Here is an 11898-nt window from a genome sequence, read left to right as displayed (position 1 = left end):
GAGCATCTGCCCGGAATATGAGCGCGATCAAATCAGCGAAGAAAACGGATATGTACTCAACCCCCAACCCCGCCCGCATTTTTAGGCCGCCCGGCCAATGTGTTTCAAGCCGTTAGAACCACAAGTTTTGACGGCGTTGTCGCACAACCCATCCAGCAAGCCTGTGATTAACTGTTCCGGTCAAACGAACAGGAGTTTGCTTGCTCATGGAATTGAGAATCGACCGACAGGCCCTGGTGCCCGTCGTACAGCAAGTCGTTGACGCGCTAGCCTGCTGGCTGCGTCAGTGCGAAGTTTCGCCGGGGACGCGTTTGCCTTCCACCCGGCAAATTGCGCGAATCAATTTACTCAGTCAGTCCTGCGTCGTGGAAGCGTGCGAGCGACTGGTGGCGCAAGGCGTTCTGGGTGCGCGTCATGGTGCGGGTTTTTTTGTCGCCGCCCCGGCATCCGCTACTCAAGGGCAACGGGATTCACCCTGGCTCGAAGGCACGCAAGTGACACGGGGCAGTGCCTTGGGTGAGCTGAAACTGGGGGGTGGCGGGCTGCCTGAAAGCTGGCATGAAACCGATGATTTGAGTTACGCCATCCGGGAAGTCAGTCGTACCGACATGGCGGCTCTGTTCAACTACAGCACACCGCTGGGCCTGCCTGCATTGCGTCAACAAATCCGCAAGCGCTTGCAACAGCTGGACATCAACGTGGGTGAACATCGCATCATGACAACGGCGGGGGCCAGCCAGGCACTCGACCTGATCGTGCGCACGTTGCTCAAACCGGGAGATTGCGTAGTCGTCGAAAGCCCCGGTTATTCCATGCTGTTCGAGTTGTTACGATTGCAGGGTGTCACCATGATCGAAGTGCCGCGCACGCCGCGCGGGCCTGACATCGTAGTGCTGGAAGCGTTGCTGCTGAAGCACAGGCCACGAGCGCTGTTCTGCAATAGCTTCTATCACAACCCGACCGGCTGCAGCCTGACGCCAGTGGTGGCTCAGCGGATATTGCAGTTGGCAAAAACCCACGGCGTGCGGGTGATCGAGGACGACGTCTACGCGGATTTGCACAGTGGCCCCGGGGCACGGCTCGCCGCTCTGGATGTCGACGAAAACGTAATCTATGTCGGCAGTTTCTCCAAAACCCTCAGCAGTTCGTTACGGGTCGGATTCGTAGTGGCCGGCACTGACGTCATCTCGCGACTGGGGGAGGTGAAGATGATCAGCAGCATGGGCGCTTCAGGGTTTTGCGAGTCGGTGCTGGCCCGCCTGCTGGCGAGCGGTGCTTATCGCAAGCTGGTAGTGCGGCTGCGTCAGCGTTTGAACAGTGACCGAGAGGCCGCGTTGCAGGTGCTGGAAGATGCTGGCTGGGAGGTCTTCGGCAAGCCCGTCGGTGGACTGTTCATCTGGGCGCGATCGCGCAAGTCCGACTCCGCCTATGTGCGGACCCAGGCTCATTACTTCGGTGTCCTGCTGTCTTGCGCGACGGCATTCAGTCCCGCCAGCGAGGCCAGTGACTGGCAGCGGATCAATGTGGCCTGTGCCTGTGATCCGCGAGCCCGGGCGTTCTTTCAGGCCACCGCTGCGGATCGACCTCAATCGTTCTGAAAACGACGTTGGCGTAGCTTTTTGCCATTATTCCGACGCCAGAGACTTGTGCTGGCACAGGCGCGTTGCGAATCTGCGTCAACAGACTATGTCAGGGGACTAAGTGCAATGATTTCGGCCGTGCAAGGACGTTTTGCCAACCTCGGTATGGCAACAAAACTGGGTGTCGGGTTTGTGCTGGTGCTGCTGTTGACAGCGCTGGTGGCGGCCATCGGCGTGTGGTCCCTGCAAACCATCAGCCATCGCTTCGATGGGCTCAAACAGATGTCGTCGCTCAACAGTGGCCTGCTCAAGGTGCGACTCCTCGAGCAGGAGTATGCCTTGCACGGCAATCCGAAAATCGTCACTGCGCTGCACGAGGGGGTCGATGGCCTCGTCGTCGTTGCGAACCGGATCAAGGCGCAATCGCCGGATAGCCTTTCGGTGATGAATGACGTCGAGGCGTCGCTGGGCGCTTACCGCAAAGCGTTTGACGAGTTTGTCTCGCTGAGCCAGGCCAAGGATCTGGCGCTGGAAATGGCCAGTTGGTCGGTGTCTAGCGTGGCCAATAACCTCGACGTCTTGCAGGCCGGGCTGGCGGATGATGGCGCCTATACCTTGAAAGAATCCGAAGGCAAGGACGGTGGCCAGTTCATCGAACAGGCCAGTCAGGTCAGCCAGGTGTCACGGCTGATGTTGCAAGCCATGAACGAAGCACGTGTGCGCCTCGACCTGAGCCGCAAGGGTGACGACAGCGCCGGTCAGGGCAAGATCGAACAGGCCGATCAGGCGTTGACTCAGGCCGGGCAGCTGAAAACCACGGTCAAGGATGAGGGCTACCTGACTGTCCTTAATGAGGTGGTCGGGCACATTGGCGGCTTCAGTGAAAAACTTGCCGAATACACCGGCCTGCTGGCGCAGGAAAAGACGGTTTACCAACAACTGCATCAGCGCGCCGCACAGGTGATGGAGCGGGTGGATCAGGCTTACGTCGCCGAAGACCAGTCCATGCAGGCCGAGTTGAAGAAGAATTCGCTGCTGATCATCGGTTCGTCGGCATTGGCCCTGCTCGTCGGCTTGATCGCCGCGTGGGTGATTACCCGGTTGATCGTGGGGCCGCTGCGCAGTGTCATTCGTGTTGCTCAGCAGATCGCCGCAGGTGATTTGAGTGCGAAGGTTGAAGTGACCCGTCGAGATGAAATCGGCCAGTTGATGCAGGCCATGCAGCAGATGGGCGCGGGGCTCAGCAGCATTGTCAGCGGTTTGCAGTCGGGTATCGAGCAGTTGGCGAGTTCTGCGCAGTCGCTCTCGGCGGTGACCGAGCAGACCAACCTTGAAGTCAGCAGTCAGAAGGAAGAAACCGAGCAGGTCGCTACGGCCATGAATCAGATGACCGCCACCGTGCACGATGTGGCGCGCAATGCGGAAGAGGCTGCGCAGGCCGCGCAAACCGCAGACGGCAAAGTCGAAAGTGGCCAGGCGGTGGTGCGTCAGAGCATGGCGCGCATCGAGCAGCTTGCGGAGTCGGCGTCATCGGCGAGTTCCAGCATCGAAAGTCTGAGTGCGGAAATTCAGAACATCGGCACGGTGCTGAGCGTCATCAAGAGTGTGGCCGAACAGACCAATCTATTGGCGCTTAACGCGGCCATCGAGGCGGCGCGGGCTGGAGAGCAGGGCAGGGGCTTTGCGGTGGTGGCCGATGAAGTGCGCGCACTGGCGAGGCGGACTCAGCAATCGACTGAGGAAATCGAGCGACTGGTCAGCGCGTTACGGTCGGCGACGCAGTCATCGGTCCAGCAGATTCGGAACAGTGGCGAGTTGGTGAAGCTGGCGGTCAGTGATGCACTGCAGACCGAAAGTGCCTTGGGCAGTATTGCCGCAGCGGTGTCGTTGATTCAGCAGATGAACCAGCAGATTGCGGCGGCTGCCGAGGAGCAGAGTTCCGTGGCCGAGGAGATCAATCGCAGTGTGACCAGTATTCGCGCAAGTGCAGATCAGTCCTCGCTGGCGATGCAAGGGAACGCGGCGTCGAGTATCGAGCTGGCGCAGTTGGGGGTTGAATTGAAGGGAATGGTGGGGCATTTCAGGCTTTGAAGCTTATGGAGAGTGGGTGGGCTTGCACGGTTTCATTGTGGGAGCGAGCCCGCTCGCGAAGGCGGACTGACAGCCGAATTGTTCCTCCTGTCATGACTTGGGCAGCAAATTCAGCACAAAAAAAACCACCTGTTCAGGTGGTTTCTTCTCTCTGATTTCCAATCAGTCGTAAATCACTTTCTTCTTCCAGTCCGCATCTGCCTCGACGTCTTTCAGGCCTGCGGTCAATTGATTCACTTCGCCTTCAACCGGAGCGATGTCGTCCATGACTTGCGCGTTGGCGCGAGCGAGGAGTTTTTCCAGGTACTCGAGCTGTTCGGCGTAGACCTGCGGTTCCTGCTGTTTGCGCAGGTATTGCACGCCGCGTTCGAACGCCAGGCGCGCCTGGCCAGGCTGGTTCTGTTGCAGGGAATGCTGGCCGAGGTTGTTGAAAAACTCGATGTGCAGCAAGACCAGGATGTGGCGAACTTCGCGGATCCAGCGTTTGGCTTCGTTGGTCGGCAGGAAACCGTCCTGTGCCGCACGGGTGATCTGGCCATGCAGGGCTTCGAGCAGGAAGCGTACGTCCTTGGCTTTCGCTTCGGTCTGGATCGGTGCCGGCGGATTATTCACCGGAATCGATTCGCCCTGGGCGACAAGGGCGTTCAGTTCGACGATTCGCGCCTTGAGGTTGGCGCTGGATTTTTCCAGGTTCAACAGGCGCTGGCAGACGTTCAGCTCCAGGCGGGTCAACAGCAGCTTGAGCGCCGGGGTCATCAGCTGGCCAGGAAAGGTCTCGGTGATTTCGCCGCAGCGCCGCAGGCGGTCGTTGAGCTCGACCTTGGTGCGGGCCTTTTCCAGTTTGTTGTTTTCCACCACATGGTTCATGTACCCAATGGCGATCAATAGTGCGATCCCGGCTACAACTAGCAGGGTGATCATGAGTGGTGTCACCGGTAAGACCTCTTTATGGGATTCGCGAGCGAGTGTAGTGGCTTGGCATGGGGGCGCATAGGGCCGCTCGACGGGTTGAATCGAGCGGGCCTTTACCTGTATCGACCGCGACGGTACTTATATAAGTGATGGCGCGTGATGTGCACATTGCCATCATTCAAGACACGGGTGGACTATAACGTCTTGGCGGGTGCCAGAATATAGGCGTCAAACAGTGAGCTGGCAAAATGGCGTGATCACTGCCAAAAGCGGGGCGAAGTCATTGATTTAAATAAATTTATATCTGGGGGTTGACGACCCTTCAATCCATCCATAGAATGCGCGCCACTTACAGCGTAAAGCACACAGCGAAACGCGGTAGGGAGTGAATGTTGTACGTGTGTCCCCTTCGTCTAGTGGCCTAGGACACCGCCCTTTCACGGCGGTAACAGGGGTTCGAGTCCCCTAGGGGACGCCATATTGCGGGAATAGCTCAGTTGGTAGAGCACGACCTTGCCAAGGTCGGGGTCGCGAGTTCGAGTCTCGTTTCCCGCTCCAGTTTTAAACAGCGTTGCTTTCGGGCGGCGCTGAGTGAAACCAGAACCAAGTCTTCGGATGCGGGTCTGGGCACCGAAACACACACCATGTGTTCCGGGCAGCGTGTCCCCTTCGTCTAGTGGCCTAGGACACCGCCCTTTCACGGCGGTAACAGGGGTTCGAGTCCCCTAGGGGACGCCATTTGCGGGAATAGCTCAGTTGGTAGAGCACGACCTTGCCAAGGTCGGGGTCGCGAGTTCGAGTCTCGTTTCCCGCTCCAAATTCACAAAAACGCCGCTCATTGAGCGGCGTTTTTGTTTGCGTGATTTTTATCGGATTCCGAAAAATTGGCCCGCCAGTCAGACTGAGCGGGCCTTTTTGCAGGGGCGGTGTTACATCGACAGGATCAGGCGCCCCGCGAACAGAATCAGAACCACCCCCATCGTCCGTTCGAACCAATGCCCCATGCGCATGAACAGCACGCGAACCCGGCTGCTGGAGAAGAACAGCGCGACGATGACAAACCACAGCGCATTGACGAAACACATCCAGACCCCGTAAAGCGCCTGAATGCTGAGCGGCGTCGTGGCGCTGATCAGTGTGGTGAAGATCGCCAGGAAAAACAGCGTGGCCTTGGGGTTGGTGGCGTTGGTCAAAAAACCGGTGGTGAACGCTTTTAGCCGGGTCTGTTCGACCACCGGTTCGCCTCGACCGTTTTCTCCCTCCAGCGCCGATTTGGGTTGGCTACGCATCAGGCTGACGCCGAGGTACAGAATGTAAGCGCCACCCACGACCTTGGCCACCGTCAGCAACCAGGGTGTGGCGTGCATCAGCGCGCCGACGCCGAGCAGGGTGTAGAGCACGTGTACGGAAATGCCGGCGCCGATGCCCAGCGCCGTGCAGATTCCAACCCATCGACCGAAGCGCACGCTCTGGCGAATGGTGACGGCGAAGTCCGGTCCGGGGGCCACTACGGCGAGAAAGTGAATCGTTGCCAGCGCCAGGAACTCGCCCATGTAATTCGAAAACTGCATCTCAACTCCAGAACGTAAGGGGTGAAGCATTGCCGCGATAGCCGACAAAGAATGAAAGGCTCAAACGCGGGTCGGCCACGCCCGGTGTCACCGAATGCATGCGGCGCGAATTGAACATGATGAAGTCGCCGGGTTCGGGACGGACTTCAAGGACTGGAGTGCCGAGCAATGCCGGATCGATGCCGTAACTGTCGCCACGCATTTCGTCGAACTGGTCCGGTGAAATGTCGTGATCCCACATCTGCAACGCGCCGCCCTCGGCGGGCATGTTCAGGTAGACGTTGCAGGCGAACTGCGCGTCGAGACTGCGGGCCTGGAAACTGTCCGGAGCGTCCTTGGCGAAAATGTCGTGGTGCGCCAGGAAACACACCCCGGGCTTCACCACCCGGGACAGCCCGACATACATCTTGCGACCGTAGAGGTTTTCCAGGTGCGCACCCGCCGGCCAGGACTCATCGAGCATGCAACGCAGGGTGTCGACCGGGGACGAGTAGGGCGCGCAACGGTTGCGCAGTTCCGCAATGTTGCGGGTCGCGCGTTCGAAGTAGTCCTCGATCAGCAGCGGCTGGTTTTCCGCTTCATAGAACGCCATGCCAATGCGACCGATGCTTGGGGCGTTGATATAGCCTTCGAAACCGGGGGCGAGAATCCTGTCGCCGATCTGGATCGCCAACGGCGCAGGCAGGAAGCCTCTGACGCGTAGGGCGAGGACTTCGTCGTTGGCCAGTTTTTTTATGCACGTCTCATCGAGACGCTCGACGTCAAGCATCATGGTTCAGATCCATCTGTTGGACAGTCAACGGAACTTGCGTATGCCGGCTCTTCCGACGTCAGGCGAAGCCAGCATCGCCAAATGCTCAATCCACGCTGTAGTGGACGGACAGCGTGCCTTTTTTCTGCGAAACCGAAGCGATCGTGACGCTGCCCAAATCCTTCAGACTGCGCACATGAGTGCCGCCGCAACCGTAGGCGGGCAGTTCACCGAAACCTATTTCCCGGGCACCTTCGCGCAACGATGTCAGCCGTGGCATGTCTTGGGCGATCCATTGATCGATGCCGGACTGAAGGGTTGCGGCATCAACCTCCTGCGCCGATTCCGCCGGTTTGAATTGCACCCGCCCTTCGCCCGGCCAGTGATGCGCCTTGATCGGCATCCAGCCCATGGCCTGGACGAAATGGCCGATCAGATGGCCAGCGGAATGCATTCGCGTATTGAACTGACGACGTTGTTCATCGACCAGAATCCGGGTCATGCCGAGGTCTACCGGACGGTCGACGAAATGAATGATCCGGTCCGGATCCTGAACCACGCGAAGCACCTGGCTGTCACCCATCCAGCCGGTATCGAAGGGCTGGCCGCCGCCCTGAGGGTGAAACAGGGTGGCGCGCAGCACCACGGCGAATTCGTTCTCGTGGGGTGTGCAATCCAGTACTTCCACGTTGGCCTTGAGGTCATCACTATGGAAAAAGAGGCGGAGCGTCATATTCCATGTCCTCGTTAAAGATTTTGTTTTTTATTATATGAAGCGAGGAATTGCGTGATAATCCGGTCAAACATCAAAGGACTGTTGCGCTGTGAGCATAAATCTTCCACTGCCGCTGCTGGGTGAAATGGCGATATTCGTCAAGGTTGTCGAGACCGGCAGCTTCTCCGAAGCGGCTCGTCAGTTGGGCGCTTCACCCTCGGCGGTCAGTCGCAGCATTTCACGTCTGGAGAAGGCGCTTGCCACTCGCTTGCTTCAGCGCACCACGCGCAAGCTGAGGTTGAGCGACGGCGGCGAGGAGGTTTTCAAACGCTGCCGGGAGATGGTCAGCGCGGCCAAATCGGTCATGGAAATCAGTGGCCAGTTCACCGATGAAGCCGAAGGGCTGGTGCGCGTCAGCGTGCCCAAAGCGGTAGGACGCTTCGTGATTCACCCGCATATGCCGGAATTTCTGCGGCGTTATCCCAAGGTCGATGTGGAGCTGTTGCTCGAAGACCGGCAGGTGGATTTGATCGACGATAATGTTGATCTGGCGATTCGAATTACCGATCGACCACCTGCCGGGCTGGTCGGACGGCAACTGCTGACCATCGACCATTTGCTCTGCGCCACGCCGCAGTACCTGGCCGAACACGGCACGCCGACTCATCCCCATGACTTGCTCAACCACAGCTGCATCTACCTGGGCGAAACCCCGAGTGACGCGCGCTGGAAATTCAAGAAAGGTACCAAGGCGGTCACCGTCGGTGTACGTGGGCGCTATGCCGCCAACCATACGGGTGTGCGGTTGGGCGCGGTGTTGCAGCACATCGGGATCGGCAGTTTGCCGTACTTCACGGCGCGCTATGCGCTGGAGCAGGGGTTGATTGTGCAGGTGCTGCCAGACTGGACGTTTCTGGCGTCATACCACGGTGGCGCGTGGTTGCTGCATTCGCCGACGCGGTACATGCCGCCGAAGCTGCGGGTGCTGATTGATTATCTGGTGGAGTGTCTGGAGAAGGAGCCGACGCTGAGTAAACCGGGCAAGCCCGGGAAGGTTGCGGCGGAGTACGAGTTGCCCGAGAGTGAGGGGTTACTTTGAAGGATCAAAGGATCGCAGCCTTCGGCAGCTCCTACAGGGTTTAACGCAATTCCCAATGTAGGAGCTGCCGAAGGCTGCGATCTTTTGATCTTTGTGATTATTAAAAAGGCCCGCATGTTCAACCATGCGGGCCTTCTGTATTTCTGATCAGTGGATCAGTGCTTGCTCTCGTCGTTCGACATCGCCAGCAGCTGTTTTTCCTGATTCCAGTCGAACGGTTCGTCATTCTGTTCAGCTTCGAAACGACGTTCTTCCAGCGCCTGATACAAGTCGATTTCATCATCGGGCATGTAATGCAGGCAGTCACCGGCGAAGTACCACAGCAGGTCGCGCGGAACCAGGTGGGCGATTTGCGGATAACGGGTAATCACCTGGCACAGGATGTCCTGGCCCAGGTATTGGCTTTCGATCGGATCGACCGGCAGCAACGCACGCAATTCGTCGAAGCGCTCCAGAAACAAGGCATGACTTTCTTCGGGAACCTGTTCGGCCTCACCCACGGCGACCAGGATGCTGCGCAAGTGGTCCAGCAAGACGAGATGATCGGCAACGACGTTGGACACGAGATAAGTCCTCAAGAGCAAAACGGGCGCGGGAGTATAAAGCTCCTGCGCCCTTTTTTATATCACCAGCGGGATCAGCGGACTTTTCCCGGCGCCAGCGCCAGTTGTTCTTTGTCGAAATCATCGACATCAATCACTGTGCGCCGCGCCACTTCGGCGTCACGCAGGTTTTGCGCTTCCACCGGCTGCAACACGCCGGCCTCAAGCGCGGCATCAATGACGTTTTCCCCGGCCACCGGTTTGACCTGACCGCTTTTGAGCGCCACATGCAGTTTTTTCTGCAGGGGCTGCGCCTCGTTCAGCAAGTTGCAAGCGTGTTGCAGGGCGCCGACGGCGTCATCGGCCGACTGCGGACGGAAGCAACCGCCGAGCAATTCTTCGAGGGTCGGATCGCCCTTGGCGCGCCCGATCACCGCAGCGACTTCGGCACCGAGTTTGTCCGAAGGCCCTTTGTGACGGCGCCCGAACGGGAACACGATCACCCGCAACAGGCAACCCAGCACTTTGTTCGGGAAATTGCTCAGCAGTTCATCCAGCGCACGCTCCGACTGACCCAGGCTTTCTTCCATGGCCCAAGTGAACAGCGGCGCCATGTGGTCCGGTGAGTCGAGGTCGTGGTAACGCTTGAGTGCGGCGGAGGCGAGGTACATGTTGCTGAGCACATCTCCCAGACGCGCTGACAGGCGTTCACGACGTTTCAGTTCGCCGCCCAGCAACATCATGCTCAGGTCAGCCAGCAGCGCGAACGCGGCCGCCTGACGGTTGAGCGCACGGAAGTAGCCCTGGCTGAGCTTGTTGCCTGGCGCGTGTTCGAACGAACCGAAACCCAGGTTCAGCACCAGCGTGCTGGCGGCATTGCTCACAGCAAAACCAATGTGTTTAAGCAGCAGGCCATCGAATTCGATCAGCGCCTGATCCTTGTCTTCGCGACCGGCGAGGGCCATTTCTTTCAAGACAAAGGGATGGCAGCGAATCGCGCCCTGGCCAAAAATCATCAGGTTGCGCGAGAGGATGTTCGCGCCTTCGACGGTGATGAAAATCGGCGCGCCATTCCAGCTGCGACCGAGATAATTCTTCGGCCCCATGATGATCGCCTTGCCGCCATGCACATCCATGGCGTGACTGATGCATTCGCGGCCGCGCTCGGTGAGGTGATACTTGAGAATCGCCGACAGTACCGACGGTTTCTCGCCCAGATCCACGGCGTTGGCGGTGAGCATCCGCGCCGCGTCCATCATCCAGGCGTTGCCGCCGATGCGCGCCATGGCTTCCTGAATACCTTCAAAGGCTGACAGCGGGACGTTGAATTGTTCACGAATCTGCGCGTACTGGCCGGTCACCAGACTGGTGAATTTCGCCGCGCCGGTACCCACCGCCGGCAACGAAATCGAACGTCCGACCGACAGGCAATTCATCAGCATCATCCAGCCTTTGCCGAGCATGTTCTGGCCGCCGATAAGGAAATCCAGCGGAATGAACACGTCCTTGCCAGAGTTCGGACCGTTCATGAAGGCAGCGCCCAACGGCAGGTGACGACGGCCGATTTCAACCCCGGCGGTATCCGTCGGGATCAAGGCGAGGCTGATGCCCAAATCGACTTCGTCGCCCAACAAGTGATCCGGGTCGTACGCCTTGAACGCCAGGCCGAGGAGGGTGGCGACCGGGCCGAGGGTGATGTAGCGTTTTTCCCAGTTCAGGCGCAGGCCGAGGGTTTCCTTGCCTTCCCACTCACCTTTGCAGATCACCCCGGTGTCGGGCATCGCGCCCGCGTCGGAGCCGGCCAGTGGGCCGGTCAAGGCGAAGCACGGGATGTCATCGCCACGCGCCAGTCGTGGCAGGTAGTGATTGCGTTGTTCATCGGTGCCGTAATGCAGCAACAACTCGGCGGGGCCGAGGGAGTTGGGGACCATCACAGTGGAGGCGAGGTCGCCGCTGCGGGTCGCCAGTTTCATCGCTACCTGGGAGTGGGCGTAGGCAGAAAAACCCTTGCCGCCAAATTCCTTGGGAATGATCAGGGCGAAGAAGCCGTTTTCCTTGATGTGGGTCCAGGCTTCGGCAGGCAGGTCCATGTCCTGGCCGATCTGCCAGTCGCTGACCATCGCGCACAGTTCGTCGGTCGGGCCGTCGATGAACGCCTGTTCTTCTTCAGTCAATTGAGCTTTCGGGTAGGACAGCAGTTTCTCCCAGTCCGGACGGCCGCTGAACAGTTCGCCGTCCCACCACACCGTGCCGGCGTCGATGGCATCGCGTTCGGTTTCCGACATCGGTGGCAGGGTTTTCTGGAACCAGCTGAACAGTGGCGCGCTGAAGTATTTACGGCGCAGGTCGGGCAGCAACAAGGGCGCCGCGACGGCCGCGATCAGCACCCAGAGAATCAGCAGCAACCAGCCCGGCGCGTGGCTGAAAGCGCCCATCGCCACCACGTAAACGGCAACGATGCACAGGGCCGGCAGCGGGGTGATACGACGGTGGGCTAAATACGCAATCCCGACAACCAGAACCAGTATCCACAACAGCAGCATATTTAATCCTCCGTGAAACAAGGGCAAAAACAACCTTCAGAGCTTAGACGTCATCCGCGAAACAGGGTGGTCAGAGCGATGGGATTGAAATCGT

9 protein-coding genes, 4 tRNA genes and 1 pseudogene are annotated in these 11898 nt (G+C 59.0%); 8 read left to right on the top strand and 6 right to left on the bottom strand.

The annotated features are described in order from the left end of the window. The first annotated feature begins 206 nt into the window (after positions 1-206). The 3 genes and pseudogenes from F8N62_RS30055 to F8N62_RS32430 all read left to right on the top strand — a co-directional run bounded on the left by F8N62_RS30055 (position 207) and on the right by F8N62_RS32430 (position 3671). Complete coding sequence (locus tag F8N62_RS30055) at positions 207-1598, top strand: PLP-dependent aminotransferase family protein (protein ID WP_150714031.1); 1392 nt, start codon at positions 207-209, stop codon at positions 1596-1598. A gap of 108 nt (positions 1599-1706) precedes the next feature. Next, positions 1707-2762, top strand: a pseudogene (locus F8N62_RS32435) (HAMP domain-containing protein); the annotation flags it as partial. A gap of 27 nt (positions 2763-2789) precedes the next feature. Further along, a complete protein-coding gene (locus F8N62_RS32430; RefSeq protein WP_412071997.1) occupies positions 2790-3671 on the top strand; it encodes a methyl-accepting chemotaxis protein in 882 nt (293 codons plus the stop codon). A gap of 162 nt (positions 3672-3833) precedes the next feature. Here the strand turns inward: F8N62_RS32430 and F8N62_RS30045 are convergent, their stop codons facing one another. Continuing rightward, positions 3834-4592, bottom strand: coding sequence for a hypothetical protein (locus F8N62_RS30045; RefSeq protein ID WP_191632471.1), 759 nt, complete (start codon positions 4590-4592; stop codon positions 3834-3836). A 393-nt stretch (positions 4593-4985) separates the two neighbouring features. Between F8N62_RS30045 and F8N62_RS30040 the strand changes: the two genes are divergently transcribed. From F8N62_RS30040 to F8N62_RS30025, 4 genes are all read left to right on the top strand, one after another. Further along, a tRNA-Glu gene (locus F8N62_RS30040) sits at positions 4986-5061 on the top strand. 4 nt (positions 5062-5065) lie between these two features. Beyond that, positions 5066-5141 (top strand) — tRNA-Gly (locus F8N62_RS30035). A 104-nt stretch (positions 5142-5245) separates the two neighbouring features. Further along, a tRNA-Glu gene (locus tag F8N62_RS30030) sits at positions 5246-5321 on the top strand. A 3-nt stretch (positions 5322-5324) separates the two neighbouring features. Continuing rightward, positions 5325-5400, top strand: a tRNA-Gly gene (locus F8N62_RS30025). Positions 5401-5512: 112 nt separating this feature from the next. Here the strand turns inward: F8N62_RS30025 and F8N62_RS30020 are convergent. The 3 genes from F8N62_RS30020 to F8N62_RS30010 all read right to left on the bottom strand — a co-directional run bounded on the left by F8N62_RS30020 (position 5513) and on the right by F8N62_RS30010 (position 7638). Continuing rightward, positions 5513-6154 (bottom strand): LysE family translocator, encoded by a 642-nt coding sequence (locus F8N62_RS30020; protein ID WP_150714028.1) that lies wholly within the window; start codon positions 6152-6154, stop codon positions 5513-5515. 1 nt (position 6155) lies between these two features. After that, the gene (locus F8N62_RS30015) at positions 6156-6926 is read right to left on the bottom strand and encodes a 2OG-Fe(II) oxygenase (RefSeq protein ID WP_150714027.1); all 771 of its coding nucleotides are present in this window, start codon (positions 6924-6926) and stop codon (positions 6156-6158) included. Between the two features lie 85 nt (positions 6927-7011). Then, a complete protein-coding gene (locus tag F8N62_RS30010; protein ID WP_150714026.1) occupies positions 7012-7638 on the bottom strand; it encodes an alanyl-tRNA editing protein in 627 nt (208 codons plus the stop codon). Positions 7639-7729: 91 nt separating this feature from the next. Here F8N62_RS30010 and F8N62_RS30005 point away from each other — a divergent pair, with 91 nt between their 5' ends. Continuing rightward, on the top strand, positions 7730-8719 hold the full coding sequence (locus tag F8N62_RS30005) for a LysR family transcriptional regulator (RefSeq protein ID WP_150714025.1): 990 nt from the start codon (positions 7730-7732) through the stop codon (positions 8717-8719). 155 nt (positions 8720-8874) lie between these two features. Here the strand turns inward: F8N62_RS30005 and F8N62_RS30000 are convergent, their stop codons facing one another. Both F8N62_RS30000 and F8N62_RS29995 read right to left on the bottom strand, forming a co-directional pair. Next, positions 8875-9282, bottom strand: coding sequence for a PA2817 family protein (locus F8N62_RS30000; RefSeq protein ID WP_059182330.1), 408 nt, complete (start codon positions 9280-9282; stop codon positions 8875-8877). A gap of 74 nt (positions 9283-9356) precedes the next feature. Further along, positions 9357-11804: an acyl-CoA dehydrogenase gene (locus F8N62_RS29995; RefSeq protein WP_150714024.1), complete on the bottom strand. Its 2448-nt coding sequence runs from the start codon at positions 11802-11804 to the stop codon at positions 9357-9359. Between the last annotated feature and the right edge of the window lie 94 nt (positions 11805-11898).

Origin of the sequence: Pseudomonas fluorescens, assembly GCF_902497785.1 — a bacterium.
GTDB lineage: Bacteria > Pseudomonadota > Gammaproteobacteria > Pseudomonadales > Pseudomonadaceae > Aquipseudomonas > Aquipseudomonas fluorescens_BO.
Note: the sequence above shows the minus strand (reverse complement) of the source record. Positions and strands in the feature narration are given on the sequence as shown.

Excerpts from the sequence above, each read along its gene's own strand:
- F8N62_RS30055 (WP_150714031.1), top strand. The coding sequence starts at position 207 with ATGGAATTGAGAATCGACCGACAGGCCCTGGTGCCCGTCGTACAGCAA.
- F8N62_RS32430 (WP_412071997.1), top strand. The coding sequence starts at position 2,790 with ATGCAGGCCATGCAGCAGATGGGCGCGGGGCTCAGCAGCATTGTCAGC.
- F8N62_RS30045 (WP_191632471.1), bottom strand. The coding sequence starts at position 4,592 with ATGATCACCCTGCTAGTTGTAGCCGGGATCGCACTATTGATCGCCATT.
- F8N62_RS30020 (WP_150714028.1), bottom strand. The coding sequence starts at position 6,154 with ATGCAGTTTTCGAATTACATGGGCGAGTTCCTGGCGCTGGCAACGATT.
- F8N62_RS30015 (WP_150714027.1), bottom strand. The coding sequence starts at position 6,926 with ATGATGCTTGACGTCGAGCGTCTCGATGAGACGTGCATAAAAAAACTG.
- F8N62_RS30010 (WP_150714026.1), bottom strand. The coding sequence starts at position 7,638 with ATGACGCTCCGCCTCTTTTTCCATAGTGATGACCTCAAGGCCAACGTG.
- F8N62_RS29995 (WP_150714024.1), bottom strand. The coding sequence starts at position 11,804 with ATGCTGCTGTTGTGGATACTGGTTCTGGTTGTCGGGATTGCGTATTTA.